The sequence below is a fragment of the Streptococcus porcorum genome, assembly GCF_053203725.1.
Genome location: NZ_JBRUDG010000007.1, coordinates 1 through 17,497 on the forward strand (window position 1 = coordinate 1; position 17,497 = coordinate 17,497).

The 17,497-nt window shown below is 38.4% G+C and carries 15 protein-coding genes and 1 pseudogene; 14 read left to right on the top strand and 2 right to left on the bottom strand.

Annotated features, from left to right (window positions below; all coding sequences use genetic code 11):
• Positions 1–208: 208 nt before the first annotated feature.
• Positions 209–1,624 (top strand): LPXTG cell wall anchor domain-containing protein, encoded by a 1,416-nt coding sequence (locus ACVRWY_RS02810; protein ID WP_354367482.1) that lies wholly within the window; start codon positions 209–211, stop codon positions 1,622–1,624.
• A 76-nt stretch (positions 1,625–1,700) separates the two neighbouring features.
• Positions 1,701–2,384, top strand: a complete 684-nt coding sequence (locus tag ACVRWY_RS02815; RefSeq protein ID WP_354367484.1) for a DUF6287 domain-containing protein — start codon at positions 1,701–1,703, stop codon at positions 2,382–2,384.
• A gap of 694 nt (positions 2,385–3,078) precedes the next feature.
• Here the strand turns inward: ACVRWY_RS02815 and ACVRWY_RS02820 are convergent.
• A complete protein-coding gene (locus tag ACVRWY_RS02820) occupies positions 3,079–3,948 on the bottom strand; it encodes an RluA family pseudouridine synthase (protein WP_354367486.1) in 870 nt (289 codons plus the stop codon).
• Between the two features lie 43 nt (positions 3,949–3,991).
• On the opposite strand from ACVRWY_RS02820, the gene pbp2a reads away from it, so the two are divergent.
• From pbp2a to leuS, 8 genes and pseudogenes are all read left to right on the top strand, one after another.
• Positions 3,992–6,289: a penicillin-binding protein PBP2A gene (gene pbp2a, locus ACVRWY_RS02825; RefSeq protein WP_435533028.1), complete on the top strand. Its 2,298-nt coding sequence runs from the start codon at positions 3,992–3,994 to the stop codon at positions 6,287–6,289.
• Positions 6,290–6,337: 48 nt separating this feature from the next.
• Complete coding sequence (rpmG, locus tag ACVRWY_RS02830; RefSeq protein ID WP_354367488.1) at positions 6,338–6,490, top strand: 50S ribosomal protein L33; 153 nt, start codon at positions 6,338–6,340, stop codon at positions 6,488–6,490.
• 10 nt (positions 6,491–6,500) lie between these two features.
• Positions 6,501–6,677 (top strand): preprotein translocase subunit SecE, encoded by a 177-nt coding sequence (gene secE / locus ACVRWY_RS02835; protein WP_354367490.1) that lies wholly within the window; start codon positions 6,501–6,503, stop codon positions 6,675–6,677.
• A 93-nt stretch (positions 6,678–6,770) separates the two neighbouring features.
• The gene (gene nusG / locus ACVRWY_RS02840; protein WP_354367492.1) at positions 6,771–7,310 is read left to right on the top strand and encodes a transcription termination/antitermination protein NusG; all 540 of its coding nucleotides are present in this window, start codon (positions 6,771–6,773) and stop codon (positions 7,308–7,310) included.
• A 305-nt stretch (positions 7,311–7,615) separates the two neighbouring features.
• Positions 7,616–7,759 (top strand): KxYKxGKxW signal peptide domain-containing protein, encoded by a 144-nt coding sequence (locus tag ACVRWY_RS02845; protein WP_354367494.1) that lies wholly within the window; start codon positions 7,616–7,618, stop codon positions 7,757–7,759.
• A gap of 15 nt (positions 7,760–7,774) precedes the next feature.
• A pseudogene (locus ACVRWY_RS02850) lies at positions 7,775–7,858 on the top strand (hypothetical protein); the annotation flags it as partial.
• 6 nt (positions 7,859–7,864) lie between these two features.
• The gene (locus tag ACVRWY_RS02855; protein ID WP_354367496.1) at positions 7,865–8,380 is read left to right on the top strand and encodes an LPXTG cell wall anchor domain-containing protein; all 516 of its coding nucleotides are present in this window, start codon (positions 7,865–7,867) and stop codon (positions 8,378–8,380) included.
• Between the two features lie 293 nt (positions 8,381–8,673).
• Positions 8,674–11,175 carry a leucine--tRNA ligase gene (gene leuS, locus ACVRWY_RS02860; protein WP_354367498.1) on the top strand — a complete coding sequence of 834 codons (2,502 nt, stop codon included), beginning with the start codon at positions 8,674–8,676 and terminating at the stop codon, positions 11,173–11,175.
• Between the two features lie 234 nt (positions 11,176–11,409).
• Here leuS and ACVRWY_RS02865 read toward each other — a convergent pair whose 3' ends face one another.
• The gene (locus ACVRWY_RS02865; protein ID WP_354367500.1) at positions 11,410–12,219 is read right to left on the bottom strand and encodes an AraC family transcriptional regulator; all 810 of its coding nucleotides are present in this window, start codon (positions 12,217–12,219) and stop codon (positions 11,410–11,412) included.
• 111 nt (positions 12,220–12,330) lie between these two features.
• Between ACVRWY_RS02865 and ACVRWY_RS02870 the strand changes: the two genes are divergently transcribed.
• Genes ACVRWY_RS02870 through ACVRWY_RS02885 form a run of 4 tightly spaced genes read left to right on the top strand, consistent with a single transcriptional unit; the run spans position 12,331 to position 17,496 of the window.
• Entirely contained in the window at positions 12,331–14,493 is a 2,163-nt protein-coding gene (locus ACVRWY_RS02870) for an alpha-galactosidase (protein ID WP_354367502.1), read from the top strand.
• A 15-nt stretch (positions 14,494–14,508) separates the two neighbouring features.
• A complete protein-coding gene (locus ACVRWY_RS02875) occupies positions 14,509–15,771 on the top strand; it encodes an extracellular solute-binding protein (protein ID WP_354367504.1) in 1,263 nt (420 codons plus the stop codon).
• A 9-nt stretch (positions 15,772–15,780) separates the two neighbouring features.
• Positions 15,781–16,647: a carbohydrate ABC transporter permease gene (locus tag ACVRWY_RS02880; RefSeq protein WP_354367506.1), complete on the top strand. Its 867-nt coding sequence runs from the start codon at positions 15,781–15,783 to the stop codon at positions 16,645–16,647.
• Positions 16,648–16,662: 15 nt separating this feature from the next.
• Positions 16,663–17,496: a carbohydrate ABC transporter permease gene (locus ACVRWY_RS02885; RefSeq protein WP_354367508.1), complete on the top strand. Its 834-nt coding sequence runs from the start codon at positions 16,663–16,665 to the stop codon at positions 17,494–17,496.
• Position 17,497: the final 1 nt, after the last annotated feature.

Sequence of the window (17,497 nt, forward strand, 5' to 3'; positions counted from 1 at the left end):
ATAGCGAAGATTTTGTGATATACTAGTCATGAGAAGATTCCTTTTTTGATGAGTGGTGGTACTCTTATCATATCAGGGAATCTTCTTTTTTGACTTCTAGAAGTCTCACATCTATTGTAACGCTACATTACCATCAAAAAGTATTGCAAACTAAACTTTTTAATGATAAAATAGATTAAACACTATACTTAAACATTAGGAGATTATTATGTCAAAAAAAGTAAAAGTTTTAACAGGTTTAACACTCGTAGCTGGAACAACCTTAATTGGAATGACAGCAAAAGCTGAAGAAACAATGGTCGAATCTGAACAAAGAAGTGCTGTTCTAACTTCTAATACAGATTCAACTGCATTGGAAGCAACCTCCAATGGTGTAACAGAGAATACTGCAGTTCAAACAGAGGTTACGGAAAATACTACAAACGAAGTCTTAACTTCAACTATAGAAACACCTGTGGTTGATCAAGCGACTAAAGAAGAGGTATCTGAACAAGAGGAGATTAATGTTCAAGAAGCTTTGGCTAATCAAGAGATTTTGGTTAATCAACAATCTCAAGTAGTAGGTGACGTAGCAAATCAACTTAATTCTGCTAAAGAAGAATTGGTTTCTTTGGAGGAAAATCAAACAGATGAGTCTGCCTATAAAGAAGTCCTAGCTCAGCAATATCAAACACAAGATGGTAGAATTACAGATTCTACAGATGATAGTTTTGTCTATGCACTTCGTGATATTGATAGTGATGGGACACGAGAACTCTTTATTGGTTCAGTTAAACAAGATAATGATATTGTCCGCCTATATACTATTTCTGAGGATAATCAAGTGACTCAGTTTGGTACTAATGGAAATGGTGTAATGGGAAGTTCCCTTGCAAGAGCACAATTTTATCCGTTATCAGATGGAACGTTTTTGGAAGTAGGATCAGGAGGAGCATATCTTCATACTTACAGCGTATTTACTTATGATTCTGTTGATGGCTTCAGTGAAAAAGCTTCGTATTTAGAAACTCGCGTTAATGAGGAACTAGTTACTGAAGATTTTACTGGAGGAGAACGAACAGGAAAAGTAGTCTCTAATGATATCATTGCTCAACTGAAAAGTATGATTGTATCTACTGATGACTGGGGATGGAGAAGTGTTGACGATGTTAGTGCCCTAAAGCTAAATACTCTTCAAGATGATGAAAAGGCTATCCGTATTCAAGAATTGAAAAAAGAGATTGAAACATTAGAAGAAAGCTATAATGTTGAGGAGGAGAAATTAGTCCAACTAAAATTAGAGTTGGCTAGATTATCAGCTCTTGTATTAGGTCAAGACAATACATTAACAGTAGGAGAAGATGAAGCGTCAGAAACAAGAGTAGCTAGTGTACAGACGGAGTCAAATAAGGTGACTGGTCAATTTGATGCTAAAGAAAATCAAAAACAAAAGATTCAATCGACCTATAATCAAGTTGTTACACAACAAGTTTCGACAAAACTTTTAGAAGAAAATAAAGCAGTTACTAATTCAACTAGCACTGCTACACTTCCAAATACAGGAGAAGCTAATACAGCTGTCTTTACACTTCTGGGATTGTCTGTTTTAGGTCTTGCAGGAATTAGTTTGAAGCGTAAGTTTTAGGAACAAGTGTTAAAATTTTGATGAAATTAATCCACTCTCGGTGATATGGGGAGTGGATTTTTTAAAAGGAGATAAAATGAATCAAGAAGAATGGATAGCTTATTTTGAAGAGATTTATGGTCGCAAACCAGAACCTGAGGAGTTGAAGCAAGCGATTTTATCAAGGGAGATTCACCACATTGATGGAAAAGTTCACAAGCTTAAAAGTTTTAGTATGCTTGCCTTTTTTCTAGTATTAGTAGTAGGGGGAACTTATTATGGTTTCTTTAAAATCCAGCCTTCTAGCACTAGCTCTTTGTCAATCATGTCAAGTAGTTTATCAGAATCTTCTTCTAATCCTGATGAAGGAATCTTTATTGTGCCAACTAGCTCTAGTTCAATTCAAGAAGCACAGCTTAAAAATATGAATTTGAATGCTCTTGTTTTGGGGGATTTTTCTAGTATTGCAGGGACTTGGAAAAATAGTTATCGACAGTTTGAAATTGGTGAGAGTGGTACATTTTCGTGGTCTGATACTTCAGAGAGAACGGCTATTAATGATGTTAAATTGGATTCGACAGGTCAGGCCATAGGTGTTTGGAATACTAATTATAAGCGATCTGGAGGGACAACTCCTAATACGAGTGATTATATTCAGTTTATTCCGGCTGGTGTTGTGATGCAAGGACAAAGTAACGACGTTAGTCGTGATAGGATTGTTGTCGGAGCCTATGTTGAACGCGCTAATGATCCAAATATTTTTTATCGTGTATCAGACTAATATTTTTGCCTGATGATATTCTTTTTATAAAAATGAATTCTTTAAGTTTCTTTTAAGTTCTCACAGCTATACTATATTTATCCTAAAACTTTTCTTTTTCATAAATCTCCTGATCAGGTAGGACGTGAAAGTTCTACTTGGTCTTTTTATTTCCCCATAAACCCTAAAACTTCTAAGTCACAAAGAAGAGAGTGGGGTTACTTAAAGTCATTTGCACCAAAAACAGCCCCTCATAATGAAGAGCTGTAGGAGATTTATGAAAAAGAAAAGTTTTAGGATGTTTATAGTATAAGTTGCTTAGCTTAACCAAGACTTAACGTAACCTTTCATAAAACTTAAAGTTCATCTTGTTACAAAAACAGCCCCTCAGAATGAGGAGCTGTAGGAGATTTATGAGAAAGAAAGTTTATTAGGATGTTTATAGTATAAGTTGCTTAGCTTAAAGGATACTTAACGTAGCCTTTCGTGAAACTTAAAGGTCATCTTGTTACAAAAATAACCCCTCGTTAAGAGGAGCTGTAGGAGATTTATGAAAAAGATATGCCAGCTCTTTGGGCTTTAGCCCTTAGAGATGACGATACTGGGCTATGCCCAGTAAAAGTTTATTAGGATGTTTATAGTATAAGTTGCTCAGCTTAAAGGATGCTTAACGTAACCTTTCATAAAACTTAAATGAAAAATAAGCTGTTAGGTTCTATTTAAGGCTGTTGAGGTGGCTTTCAAAACTTTCTGATGAGGCATTAACGGTGATGTCTTTTAAGGTTAAGGGGTGAGTGAAACTAAGTCTGTGAGCGTGTAGGAGGAGTCGAGGAGCTTTTTCATTGCTGTAAAGAGGGTCTCCTAAAATTGCATGACCATGATGAGAAAGGTGGACACGAATTTGATGTGTGCGCCCTGTTTTAAGGCGACAATTAACGAGGCTATGGCGAGGAAGTACTTTTTTAACAGTCACCAAAGTGGTGGCTTTCTGTCCATGATGAGCGTCCACACGTCGTTTGCGACGATCATGTCGGTCTCTTCCAATCATGTCAGTGTAAGTTAACTCCTTTTTTGAGAAATGGCCTTTTGCAATAGCCCAATATTGACGTGATATTTTTCGATCTTCAAGAAGACGATTTAGAATAGGAAGAATAAAAGGATTCTTAGCAAATAAAATTGCACCGCTAGTCTCCATATCTAGTCTGTGGACGACATAGCAGGTCTGCCCAACATAGGCAGAGACATGATTTAAGAGGGCAATTTCTGTGGGGTCATTACCGTGGGTTTTCATCCCTTCAGCCTTGTTGACGATGATAAGGTGTTCGTCTTCATAAAGACAGTCCACCAAGGAAGGGTTGCCCAAAGGAATCGTCTTTAGAGGATAATCGTCTTGATCAAAGGTAAGCTGTAAGAGGTCACCAGCTTTGATAGGGCTCTGCCAGTTAATAGCCTGCCCGTTGACAAGGACATGTTTTTTAGTTCTTAAAAAATGACGAATCTTACGAGGAATTAGAAAATACTCTTCTAAGAGGGTTTTAACAGTGGTTTCAGGCATTTTTTTAGGAATTTCAATCTCGATTAACATGCTAATATTATAGCATTTTTGACAAAATTGGTATAATGAGGATATGAGTATGAAAGATAAATGGAAAAAATGGCCTTTTGGCCGAAAGAAAACAATTGAAGATGAACAAGATTTAGAAGATACTATTTCGTTTCAATTTGACGATGATGACGTTAAAGAAGAGTTAGATCAGGAGGCGGCTCACTATCATCGTAGTCGTCAAAAGGAAGAAAAAGTACCTGACAAGAAACGTCATCCTATCTTGGTCTTTTTATCCAAGTTGCGTCTTCCTAAGAATCATTGGTTTCGTCGTTTCTGGCGTCGCTTTCACCTAACAAAGATCTTATTGATTATGATTGGGGTTTTTGTTTTGTTAACAGGGACCTACCTCTTTTATCTGGCTAAAACAGCTAATGTCTCTGACTTGCAAGCTGCATTAAAGGCAACGACCGTTATTTATGACAAAAATGAAGCTGAGGCTGGTAGTCTGAGTGGGCAAAAAGGGACCTATGTTGAGCTAGATGCTATTTCTGATGATTTGGAAAAAGCAGTGATTGATACAGAAGACCGCACGTTTTACGAAAATAATGGAATCAATATCAAACGTTATTTGTTGGCGATTTTAACGCTGGGGCGTTCAGGTGGTGGCTCAACCATTACGCAGCAGTTAGCTAAAAATGCTTACTTGAGTCAAGATCAGACGATTAAGCGTAAGGCGCGTGAGTTTTTCTTGGCGCTGGAGTTGACCAAAAAGTATAGTAAGGATGAGATTTTGACCATGTATCTCAATAATGCTTACTTTGGAAATGGTGTCTGGGGTGTTGAGGATGCGAGTCAAAAATACTTTGGCGTCTCCGCTAGTCAATTAACCGTTGATGAAGCGGCTACTTTGGCTGGAATGTTGAAAGGTCCTGAGATTTATAATCCGCTTTATTCGATAGAAAATGCGACTAATCGTCGTGATACGATTTTGCAAGTTATGGTAGATGCAGGAACATTGACTCAAGAACAAGCTGATCAGTATAAGGCTGTAGATATGGCAAGCGTTCTGAATGACACCTATGCAGGTAAGGTTGATGATTACAAGTACCCGTCTTATTTTGATGCAGTAATTAATGAAGCGATTTCAAAATATGGTCTGACGGAAAAAGATATTGTCAATAATGGGTATAAAATTTATACTGAACTGGATCAAAATTATCAGGCTGGTATGCAGTTGACGTTTGATAACGATGATTTATTTCCTGTATCAGAGTATGATGGCACAACAGCTCAAGCTGCCAGTGTTGCCTTAGATCCTAAAACAGGGGCAGTTCGTGGTTTAGTGGGTCGGGTTAATAGCACAGAGGATCCTACCTTTAGAAGTTTTAACTATGCTACGCAATCCAAACGTAGCCCAGCCTCGACCATTAAACCTCTGGTGGTTTACACACCTGCTATTGCATCTGGTTGGTCCATGAATAAAGAGCTACCTAATATGCTGACCAACTTTAATGGTTATCAGCCACATAACTATGGTGGTTTTGAGTCTGAGAGCGTTCCGATGTATCAAGCTTTAGCGAATTCCTATAATATTCCTGCTGTTTATACGATTGATAAGCTTGGAATTGATAAGGCGTTTAGTTATGGCAAACGTTTTGGCTTGAATATGGATTCTGCTAATCAAGAGCTGGGAGTTGCTCTGGGTGGTAGCGTGACGACTAACCCACTTGAGATGGCACAAGCCTATGCCACTTTTGCTAATGGCGGGGTGATGAACACAGCTCACCTCATTACTCGTATCGAAACAGCTAATGGTAAGGTTTTAAAAACCTTTGAAAACAAGGCTAAAAGGGTTATCAGTCAATCAGTAGCAGATAAAATGACCAGCATGATGTTAGGAACATTTTCAAATGGAACGGGAGTGAACGCTAATGTCTATGGTTATACGCTAGCTGGAAAGACAGGAACGGCTGAAGCAGAGTTTAATGCAGATGTTTCAAGTGATCAGTGGGTGATCGGTTATACGCCTGATGTTGTCATCAGTCAGTGGGTTGGTTTTGATAAGACCGATGAGAATCACTATTTATCAGACTCAAGTGCTGGAACAGCTTCTTACATCTTTAGTACCCAAGCAAGCTATATCCTTCCTTATACTGACGGCAACACTTTCTCAGTTGAAAATGCTTATACAGCTAATGGTATCGCCCTTGATTACGGTGGTAGCGAGGAAGTTACCAACACGGAGTCTAAGTCTATCTTAGATAGCTTACGAGAATCTGCCCAGTCGGCCTCACAACAAGTGACCGATGCTGTCGAAAATGCTAATATCGGTCAAAAAGCCCAAGAGTTATGGGATAATGTTGTTAACTATTTCAGATAGCTTGTCAGTCTTATAAAAAAATGATAAAATAAAGGTTACGGAGGCGTTATGGCACAGAAAAAAGCAAGTTTAGCGTGTACGGATTGTGGGTCTCGTAACTATTCTATTTCAGTAAGTAGCAACCCTAAACCAACACGTCTAGAAGTTAAGAAGTTTTGTAAATATTGCAAACAGTACACCCTACATAAAGAAACAAGATAGGAGAGAGAAAGTGAAGTTTATCGCTGGGATCTTCAAAGTATTGAAGGACACAACTTGGCCAACGCGTAAGCAAGTTTGGCGCGACTATATCGCAATTCTTGAATACACTGCCTTTTTTACAGTGATTATCTTTATCTTCGATAAATTGTTGACGTTAGGTCTAATCGAATTGATAAATATTTTCTAAAATAGCACACTTTCAAGGCTTTTGTGGTATAATACAGGTAAGAAATCAAGAAAGCCGTTTTAACGGCTTTTTTATAATGAAAGGAAAAAGTAGATGTTAGATAGTTTTGATAAAGGCTGGTTTGTTTTACAAACTTATTCAGGTTATGAAAACAAGGTTAAGGAAAATCTTTTACAGCGTGCGCAAACTTATAATATGTTGGATAATATTTTGCGCGTGGAGATTCCAACCCAGACTGTGAATATTGAAAAAAATGGGAAAACAAAAGAAGTAGAAGAAAATCGTTTCCCAGGTTATGTTTTGGTTGAGATGGTGATGACAGATGAAGCTTGGTTTGTGGTTCGTAATACTCCAAACGTTACAGGATTTGTCGGCTCACATGGTAACCGTTCTAAACCAACTCCACTTCTTGAAGAAGAGATTCGTACAATCTTATTGTCAATGGGACAAACTGTAGATGTCTTTGATACCAATATCAAAGAGGGCGATGTGGTTCAAATCATCGATGGCGCCTTTATGGGACAAGAAGGGCGTGTTGTGGAAATTGAAAACAATAAAGTTAAGATTATGATCAATATGTTTGGTTCAGAGACGGCTGCAGAAGTTGAACTTTACCAAATTGCAGAGCTATAAAAATCTTTAAATCTCGCGCAAGCGGGATTTTTTTCTATCTTCAGATACAACATAATCTGGAGGATATTGTGAGTTATGATGAAAATAAAAATGAAACATTAAAATAACAACTAAAAAATCAATGATTATATGATAGAATTAGTCAGATAAACCTTGACAATATATATTATAGTATGTGATAGTTTTGATAGAAAATTTTAAATTAAAATATTAGAAAATTTCTGATAAAAACTGATGATTATTTAAATTAAAATAATCTATCTATACTAACTTAAAGTAAATATTAAGAGGAGATTGACCACAAGATGAGAAGAAAAAACTCTAATCGTGACTATACGGAATCGTCGTGTAAGAGCCGTGTTAAGATGCACAAATCTGGGAAACACTGGGTTCGTACAGTTATGTCACAGATTAACCTTGTTCGCCTGTTTAAGGGTGATTCAGGTTAACATGAGGTTAAGGTTGAACGTCTAGAAAAAGAGGTAACGAACTACTCTGTTCCGACAGCTCTTTTACGTGGTCTAGCCTCAGCAGGTGCCTTGGCTGGTGGTACGATGGTGACTGAGAATGCTTTTGCAGAAGAAACTACTATCGCCTCAGAGACTAGCACGAGTACCTTAGCGACTACTGATACGATAGTCTTGTCTGACACAACAGTATCTTCAACAGATACAGCATCAGCAACAACCGCTACGATAATAACGACAACAGAAGCAGCTGACACCACAAGTGTATCTACTTCAGCTTCAACAAGCTTATCTGTTTTTGCGTCAGAGTCAATGAGCATTTCCTTGTCTGATTCGGTATCCGCATCAACATCAGTGTCGCTTTCAGAAAGTGCCTCGGCTTCAACCTCAACGTCTATTAGTGAATCTATCTCAGAATCCGTATCTGAGTCAGTTTCAGAATCAGTTATCGCCTCTGTCTCTGAGTCTATGTCAGAAAAAGCTAAACGCCGTCTCCCAAATACTGGTACAGAAGAAAATAACACAGGTCTTTTGTCAGGACTAGGCTTGCTCTTTGGTGCAGGATTACTTGCGAAGAGACGTCGCAGACGTGATGAAAAATAATGTGATCCCCTCTTGTGAGAGGAGTTAGGTGAGCTAGTCAAATCATTAAATCTCTAAGTTTTCGACATCGTTTGATACCTCAATGGTTAGGTTTACCGCCTAATGATTGGGGTATTTTTTAAGGAGTAAAACTATCCATCTTGCTTGTGAGTGAGGAAGAAGCGATCGATTGGTAACGTTATGCTGTTCAGAGGGTTTTCGAGTTTAAGTCTGTCAGCCTAGTTTTCTATCTTTTTTCTTTCCTGTTTTCGTGATATAATAGTGAAGATAATTTATTGACATGGAGAAATGATATGAGCTTCTACAATCACAAGGAAATCGAGCCCAAATGGCAGGAATTTTGGGCAAAAAACCACACCTTTAAGACAGGAACAGATGCAGAAAAGCCAAACTTTTATGCCCTAGACATGTTCCCTTATCCATCTGGTGCAGGCTTGCACGTTGGTCACCCTGAGGGCTATACGGCGACGGACATTCTCAGCCGTTACAAGCGTGCCCAAGGCTACAACGTTCTTCACCCAATGGGGTGGGATGCCTTTGGTTTGCCAGCAGAGCAATACGCTATGGACACGGGAAATGACCCAGCTGACTTTACAGCAGAAAATATCGCCAACTTCAAACGTCAGATTAACGCCCTTGGCTTTTCTTACGACTGGGACCGTGAGGTCAATACGACAGACCCTAACTACTACAAGTGGACCCAGTGGATTTTCACTAAGTTGTATGAAAAAGGCCTAGCCTACGAGGCAGAAGTGCCTGTAAACTGGGTGGAGGAATTGGGAACAGCTATCGCCAACGAAGAGGTCCTTCCTGACGGAACGTCTGAACGTGGTGGTTATCCAGTTGTCCGCAAGCCAATGCGTCAATGGATGTTGAAAATCACAGCCTATGCAGAGCGTCTGCTTAATGACTTGGAAGAAGTTGATTGGCCAGAGTCTATCAAAGACATGCAACGCAACTGGATTGGCAAGTCAATTGGTGCCAATGTGACTTTCAAGATCAAGGACACAGACAAGGACTTCACAGTCTTTACTACCCGTCCAGATACTCTTTTTGGTGCGACCTACGCTGTCCTTGCCCCTGAACACGACTTGGTAGATAGTATCACATCAGCTGAACAAGCAGAAGCTGTGGCAGAGTACAAACGCCAAGCTTCTCTTAAATCAGACCTAGCCCGTACAGACCTAGCAAAAGACAAGACAGGTGTTTGGACAGGTGCTTATGCCATCAACCCTGTCAACGGTAAAGAAATTCCAATCTGGATTGCCGACTATGTGCTGGCAAGCTACGGAACAGGTGCTATCATGGCTGTTCCTGCTCACGACGAGCGTGACTGGGAATTTGCTAAACAGTTTAATTTGGAGATTATTCCCGTTCTGGAAGGTGGAAATGTAGAAGAAGCCCCTTATACAGAAGACGGCATTCATATCAACTCTGACTTCTTAGACGGTCTTAACAAGGAAGAAGCTATTGCCAAAATGGTGGCTTGGTTGGAAGAAAATGGTGTAGGTCAAGAGAAGATTTCTTACCGCCTCCGTGACTGGCTCTTCAGCCGTCAACGTTATTGGGGTGAGCCAATTCCAATCATCCACTGGGAAGATGGCACTTCCACAGCAGTACCTGAAAATGAGTTACCTCTAGTATTGCCAAAAACCTCAGACATCAAGCCGTCAGGTACAGGTGAATCACCACTTGCTAACTTGACAGACTGGTTAGAAGTGACACGTGAAGACGGCGTCAAAGGTCGCCGTGAGACCAACACCATGCCACAATGGGCGGGTTCTAGCTGGTACTATCTTCGCTATATCGACCCGCACAACGATGAGAAATTGGCAGACGAGGAGCTTCTCAAGGCTTGGTTGCCAGTGGATATCTACATCGGTGGTGCGGAGCATGCGGTTCTTCACTTACTTTATGCTCGCTTCTGGCATAAGTTCCTTTACGACCTTGGTGTTGTGCCGACCAAAGAGCCATTCCAAAAACTTTTTAATCAAGGCATGATTTTGGGAACGAGCTACCGCGATAGCCGTGGCGCCCTTGTAGCGACAGATAAGGTTGAAAAACGTGATGGTTCTTTCTTCAACATCGAAACTGGTGAAGAGTTGGAGCAGGCACCTGCTAAGATGTCTAAGTCACTTAAAAACGTGGTTAACCCAGATGATGTGGTTGAGCAATTTGGTGCCGACACGCTTCGTGTCTATGAGATGTTTATGGGCCCACTTGATGCGTCAATCGCTTGGTCAGAAGAAGGTCTTGAAGGTAGTCGTAAGTTCCTTGACCGTGTTTACCGTCTCTTGACGACTAAAGAGATTGTGGCAGAAAATAGCGGCGCTTTGGACAAGGTTTACAATGAAACAGTTAAATCTGTCACTGAGCAGATTGAGAGCTTGAAATTCAACACGGCTATCGCTCAGCTTATGGTCTTTGTCAATGCAGCCAACAAAGAAGACAAACTCTATGTTGACTACGCTAAAGGCTTTATCCAATTGATTGCCCCATTTGCGCCACACTTAGCAGAAGAGTTATGGCAAGGTCTAGTAAATACTGGTGAATCAATCAGCTATGTCGCTTGGCCAACATGGGATGAGGCTAAGTTAGTTGAAAACGAGATTGAAATCGTTGCTCAAATCAACGGTAAAGTCCGTGCGAAGTTAGTCGTGGCTAAGGATATGTCACGTGAAGACTTGGAAAAAGTAGCCCTTTCTGATACGAAAATCCAAGAAGAAACAGCAGGCAAGACCATTGTCAAAGTCATTGCAGTACCAAATAAACTGGTTAATATTGTAGTGAAATAAAGAAAAGACTGGACAAAAATTTTGTCCAGTCTTCAGATTGAAGAAAAAGTCCATTTTGGACAATTTTCTTCAATCTTTTTTTCTTTATGTTGAAAATAAAAAGCTCTCAGAAACATTGGAATATCAAGAATTCTGAGAGTTTGATAACTTGTCATCTTTCGCAAACATCTCCAATTTTTATATTTTTAAGAAAAAATTAGTATATCTGCTCTCTCAAAATTTACTCTTAGAATATTAAGCTCTATCTCGTACTTGAGTAGGCGTTAACTGAAAAAATTGTTTGAAGGCTTTGGAAAAATACAAAGGGTCGGAAAAGCCAACGGATAAAGCTACAGTTTTTACAGGGACAGATGTGGTTTCTAATAATTGTTTAGCTCTTTCCATGCGAACATGATGGAGAAATTCTTTTGGAGATGAGGAGTTGAAATGTTTAAAAACAGTTGTGAGGTAGGAGCGATTAACGTTTAGTTCATCAGCAATCCCTTGAATGCTGAGGTCAGCTATAGTATAGTGAGTTTCGATGATACGTTTAGAGCGATGATAGAGTTCTTGAGTAGGACTCTCTTGCTTAAGTTTTGTTGTAGGATTCAACAAGGCCAGAAGATGTAGGAGTTCGTAAAGTTGTCCTAAGAGATGCAAGTGATTGTCAGACTTTAATCCATGGGTCTGAGAAATACTTTGGATAATTAATTTTCCGATAGTTCTAGTATCTAAATTTTGGATAATACCAGTCTCATATAATTGAGAAAGTCGGAAGTAGTCTTCTGCTTTGGTGCCACTAATCCCAATCCAATAATAAGACCAAGGTTGTTTTGCATCTGCTTGATAAAAAGTGGATTCGTTGGGTTTTAATAAAAAGAGATCTCCCTTTTTAAGGTGATAAATCTGATTATCATAGTGAAAACTTCCTTTTCCTTTACTGATATAGTGTAAAACAAACTGCTCCCTAACAGCTGGTCCAAAACTATAGTTTTTTGGACAGTCCTCATAGCCATAAAAGTCAACAGCTAGATCAATTGTTCCGGTTTGGTATTCTGAAAACATAAGTGCAAAGAACCTCCTTACCTAACATTTTACCATATATAGTTAACAATATTCTATTTTTGTTATCGCTTTCATGTTGTAAAATGAGAGAAGAAATAAAGGAGAAGAAATATGGGAATTCGTAAAGAAGAGAATTTATACTATATTGAAGCTAAACAATTCAGTATGATTTTAGAAAATCGAGAAGGTTACCTATTGTTAAAGCATATTGGGAAAAAAATTGGAAGTTATCATTTTTCCAATAGTATTTATGAACGCGATCATGCTTTTTCAGGAAATCCAGATCCCAATATCCGTACTTTTAGTTTAGATACACAACGTCAGGTGATTGGCTTACATGGGCTAGGAGATTTTAGAAAGCCCTCACTGGTTGTCGAGTGTGGCAATCATTCGGTAACAGAGTTTAAGTTAGTGGCTGATCGGATTATTTCAGGTAGTTTAGAGGTTGAGGGACTTCCTAGTCCTTATGTCACAGATAAGGCAGAAACGTTAGAGTTAGTATTGGAAGATGTAGTGACCAAGCTTCGTCTTTACCTTTATTATACAGCTTATGAAGACTATGATACGATCACTAGCTTTAATCGTTTAGAAAATGTAGGGTCAGATCAGGTAGTCATTCATCGTCAACTTAGCACTATGCTAGACTTACCTAAATCAAACTATGAGTTGCTAACGTTTCAAGGCGCTTATGCACGGGAAAAAACAGTCCGTCGTCAAAAAGTTAGTCAAGGGATTTTTTCGATTGCATCTAATCGTGGTGCCTCAGGTCACGCTCAAACTCCTGCATTAATTTTGTGTCAAGAGGGGAGCCAAGAAGATAGTGGAGAGGCTCTAGCTTTACAATTGATGTATAGTGGAAATTTTCAAGCTTTTATTCAGGAGAATCAGCTTGGAGAAGTCCGTTTAGGTATTGGTATTAATGATGATAATTTTTCTTGGGAACTTCAGCCACAGTCTAGTTTTTCAAGTCCGCTTGCTCTAATCACTTATTCTAATCAGGGGTTAACACAGCTAAGTCAGGAGAGTCAGGTCTTTGTTAGAGACGAAATCATGTCTCCGGTCTATGCACATCAGGAACGACCTGTTTTAATTAATAACTGGGAAGCTACGTATTTTGATTTTACAAAAGACAAGCTTCTCGAGTTAGCTGATGATGCAGCACAATTAGGAATAGAGTTATTCGTTTTAGATGATGGCTGGTTTGGGAATCGTTTTGATGATAATCGCTCACTTGGAGATTGGGTTGTTAATGAAGAAAAATTAGGCGGAACTTTGGCTAATCTCATTGATGAGGTGCATGCGAAAGGGTTAAAATTTGGTCTGTGGGTAGAACCAGAAATGATATCTGAAAATAGTGATCTTTACCGCCAGCATCCTGACTGGTGTATACAAGTACCTAATCGTTCTCATACCTATTCTCGAAATCAACTTGTACTTAATTTAGCTAATAAAGAGGTTGTAGCCTATTTAAAGACAACATTTGATACACTTTTAGCAAACCATGATATTGATTACATCAAGTGGGATATGAACCGAAATATTACTAATATTGGGAATGGTTCCTATTATTTAGAAACTCAGATGCAATCTCATCGTTATATGTTAGGGCTATATGAGTTGGTGAGTTATTTGACTGAAAGTTATCCTCATGTTTTATTTGAGAGTTGCGCTGGCGGAGGTGGACGAAATGACTTAGGAATGATGCGCTACTTCCCTCAGGTTTGGGCGAGTGATAATACTGATGCGATTGCTCGACTTCCTATCCAATATGGCTCTAGCTATCTTTATCCGACAATCTCTATGGGAGCCCATGTGTCAGCCAGTCCAAATCACCAAATGGGAAGAACTACACCTCTAGATACAAGAGGACATGTTGCTATGATGGGAAATCTTGGGTATGAGTTGGATTTGACGAGCCTATCTCAATCAGAAAAAGAATTAATCAAAGCGCAGGTGAGTCATTATAAACAACTTCGTCCGATTGTTCAATTTGGACAACACTATCGTCTTATCAATCCAGACGAAGTAAGTAATGAGGTAGCTGTACAATTTAATTATCAAGATAACGTTCTTGTGACTTATGTGCGCATTCAATCCCAGATTGAGACAATGGAAACAACTCTAAAATTAAAAGATTTAGAGGAAGGTAGACTTTATCAATTGGTTGGGAGTGGACAAGTTTACTCAGGAGCAGAGTTGATATATGCAGGACTGACAATGTCTCTTGTGCAAGGGGATTATATCAGTCAACAATTACATTTTCAAGCGCTATAAAGAAAGGATTCCAGTATGAAATGGTCTCATAAGCTAGTAGGATTGGGTCTCTTAGCATTTTCTGTAATTAGTCTAGGTGCTTGTAGTCAAGAAAAGACGAAATCAGATAATGGGCGAGTGACTATAGAGTATTTTAACCAGAAAAAAGAAATGTCGGCTACGATAAAAGAAATCATTAAAGATTTTGAAAAGGAAAATCCTAAAATTCATGTCAAAGTAGTTGATGTTCCTGCGCCTGGTGAGGTTCTAAAAACTAGAATGTTAGCAGGAGATATTCCAGATGTTGTTGGTCTTTACCCTCAAAATATTGATTTTCAAGAATGGGCTAAGGCAGGTTACTTTGAAGATTTAACCAATAAAGATTATCTTGATCATATTGCTAATAATTACGCCTCTAAATATGCTGTAGAAGGCAAAATATACAATGTCCCTTTGACAGCTAATGCTTATGGTTTTTATTACAATAAGACAGCTTTCAAAGAGTTAGGATACCATGTGCCAGAAACATGGGCAGACTTCCAAGCTTTAGTAGCTAAAATGATTAAGGATGGGCAAACACCGTTTGCGATAGCGGGATCTGAGAGTTGGACTTTAAATGGGTACCATCAGCTATCGCTAGCAACCATTACTGGTGGAGATGATGAAGCTAACCAATATTTGCGTTTTTCAAAACCAAATAGTATCTCTGCTAAAGACGATGTCTTAAAAGAAGATATGGAACGTATTGATCTCCTTCGACAAAAAGGAGCAATGCAGAAAAACTGGCAAGGTGCAGGGTATGTGGACGCCTTAGCGACTTTTGCTAAAGGAGAAGCCCTAATAACACCTAATGGTTCATGGGCCTTGCCAAGTATCAAGGAACAGAAACCTGATTTTGAGATTGGAACTTTTGCTTTTCCAGGTGAGAAAAAAGGAGAAAGTTTTACAATTGGAGCAGGAGATCTGGCGCTATCTATTTCTTCTAAAACCCCTTATAAGGAAGAAGCTAATAAGTTTGTAGCTTATATGACTACAGCAAAAGCCATGCAAAAATATTATGATGTAGATGGGGGGCCTGTTGCCGTTAAAGGTGTTGTTACTAGAGGAGCAGACTCTGAGCTAGGTGGTTTAACAAGTCTTGCTTTCACAGATCGCCATTTGGTTTGGTTGGGTCAACATTGGAATAGTGAAAATGACTTTTTTACTCTGACTACAAACTATTTATCAACAGGTGATGGTAAAGCTCTAGCAAATGATTTAAATGCTTTCTTTAATCCTATGAAATCAGATGTCAACTAGGAGGTTGGAATGAGAACGTTTTTAAATAAATATTGGGGTTGGACTTTTTTAGCAGTTCCTCTAATTTTACAGGTAATATTCTTTTATTTTCCTATGGTTCAGGGAGCTTTTTATAGCTTGACCAATTGGACAGGTTTAACCTATAATTTTGACTTTGTTGGTCTCAATAACTATACCATTTTATTAACCGATACTAAATTCATGCAAGCTATTAGCTTTACACTCGTTTTGACAGTTAGTTTAATTGTTGGAGAAATTGGCTTAGGAATTTTAATTGCAAAAGCATTGAATACAAAGTTAAAAGGTCAAACTTTCTTTAGGGCGTGGTTCTTCTTTCCAGCAGTGTTGTCAGGCTTGACAGTGTCCTTGATTTTTAAACAAGTATTTAACTATGGTTTACCAGCTTTAGGGAAAACTTTAGGAATCAGCTTTTTAGAAACAAGTCTTTTGGGAACTAACGTTGGGGCAACGATAGCAGTAATCTTCGTTCTTCTTTGGCAAGGTGTTGCAATGCCTATTATTATCTTTTTATCAGGTTTGCAAAGTATTCCTTCTGAAATTGTAGAAGCAGCAGAGATTGATGGTGCAAATAGTAGGCAAAGATTTTGGAGCATTGAGTTACCTTATCTTTTACCAAGTGTTTCTATGGTATTTATCATGGCTTTAAAAGCAGGGTTGACAGCTTTTGACCAAATTTTTGCTCTTACTGGAGGAGGTCCAAATAATGCAACGACTTCTTTAGGATTATTAGTCTATAATTATGCCTTTAAAAGTAATCAATATGGTTATGCCAATGCTATTGCTCTTGTCTTATTTGTAATTATTGGTTTAATTTCAATTTTACAAATTAGACTCTCAAAGCGTTTTGAAATTTGATGGAGGTCACTATTTATGAAAAAAGAAGAACAGCTTAATCGATTTTGGAAGTATGCTCTTTTAGGAGTTGGTGCTATCTTAATTTTTATCCCTCTTTTAGTGACAGTTTCTAGTTCTTTTAAAACAACAAAAGATATTGTAGAGAACTTCTTTTCTTTACCAAATCCAGTCACTTTTAAAAACTATAATCGACTATTAGCGGATGGTATAGGGGATTATTTTTTAAACTCAACCCTAATTACAGTCATCTCAATTGTAGCAGTCATTGCCTTTATCCCTGCAGCAGCGTATTCAATTGCACGAAATATGTCTAAAAATAAAGCTTATGCTATCATGTATAGTTTATTAATATTGGGGATTTTTGTTCCTTTCCAAGTTATCATGATTCCGATTACCGTGATGATGAATAAACTTGGGATTGCCAATATCTGGGGATTGATTTTACTTTATTTAACCTATGCTGTACCTCAGACCTTGTTTTTATATGTCGGCTATATCAAGATGAGTGTTCCAGATAGTTTGGATGAAGCAGCGGAAATTGATGGGGCAGATAAGTTCACAACCTATAGTAAAATTGTTTATCCTATGTTAAAACCGATGCATGCAACAACATTGATTATCAATGCATTGTGGTTTTGGAATGACTTTATGTTGCCACTTTTGATTTTAAATAAAGATTCAAACATGTGGTCACTGCCACTTTTCCAATACAACTATACAGGTCAATATTTTAATGATTACGGCCCAAGTTTTGCTTCTTATATTGTTGGAATCATTACGATTACGATTGTTTACTTGATTTTCCAAAAAAATATTATTGCTGGGATGAGTAATGGTGCAGTGAAATAAG

Excerpts from the sequence above, each read along its gene's own strand:
- ACVRWY_RS02810 (WP_354367482.1), top strand. The coding sequence starts at position 209 with ATGTCAAAAAAAGTAAAAGTTTTAACAGGTTTAACACTCGTAGCTGGA.
- ACVRWY_RS02815 (WP_354367484.1), top strand. The coding sequence starts at position 1,701 with ATGAATCAAGAAGAATGGATAGCTTATTTTGAAGAGATTTATGGTCGC.
- ACVRWY_RS02820 (WP_354367486.1), bottom strand. The coding sequence starts at position 3,948 with ATGTTAATCGAGATTGAAATTCCTAAAAAAATGCCTGAAACCACTGTT.
- pbp2a (WP_435533028.1), top strand. The coding sequence starts at position 3,992 with ATGAGTATGAAAGATAAATGGAAAAAATGGCCTTTTGGCCGAAAGAAA.
- rpmG (WP_354367488.1), top strand. The coding sequence starts at position 6,338 with ATGGCACAGAAAAAAGCAAGTTTAGCGTGTACGGATTGTGGGTCTCGT.
- nusG (WP_354367492.1), top strand. The coding sequence starts at position 6,771 with ATGTTAGATAGTTTTGATAAAGGCTGGTTTGTTTTACAAACTTATTCA.
- ACVRWY_RS02845 (WP_354367494.1), top strand. The coding sequence starts at position 7,616 with ATGAGAAGAAAAAACTCTAATCGTGACTATACGGAATCGTCGTGTAAG.
- ACVRWY_RS02855 (WP_354367496.1), top strand. The coding sequence starts at position 7,865 with ATGGTGACTGAGAATGCTTTTGCAGAAGAAACTACTATCGCCTCAGAG.
- leuS (WP_354367498.1), top strand. The coding sequence starts at position 8,674 with ATGAGCTTCTACAATCACAAGGAAATCGAGCCCAAATGGCAGGAATTT.
- ACVRWY_RS02865 (WP_354367500.1), bottom strand. The coding sequence starts at position 12,219 with ATGTTTTCAGAATACCAAACCGGAACAATTGATCTAGCTGTTGACTTT.
- ACVRWY_RS02870 (WP_354367502.1), top strand. The coding sequence starts at position 12,331 with ATGGGAATTCGTAAAGAAGAGAATTTATACTATATTGAAGCTAAACAA.
- ACVRWY_RS02875 (WP_354367504.1), top strand. The coding sequence starts at position 14,509 with ATGAAATGGTCTCATAAGCTAGTAGGATTGGGTCTCTTAGCATTTTCT.
- ACVRWY_RS02880 (WP_354367506.1), top strand. The coding sequence starts at position 15,781 with ATGAGAACGTTTTTAAATAAATATTGGGGTTGGACTTTTTTAGCAGTT.
- ACVRWY_RS02885 (WP_354367508.1), top strand. The coding sequence starts at position 16,663 with ATGAAAAAAGAAGAACAGCTTAATCGATTTTGGAAGTATGCTCTTTTA.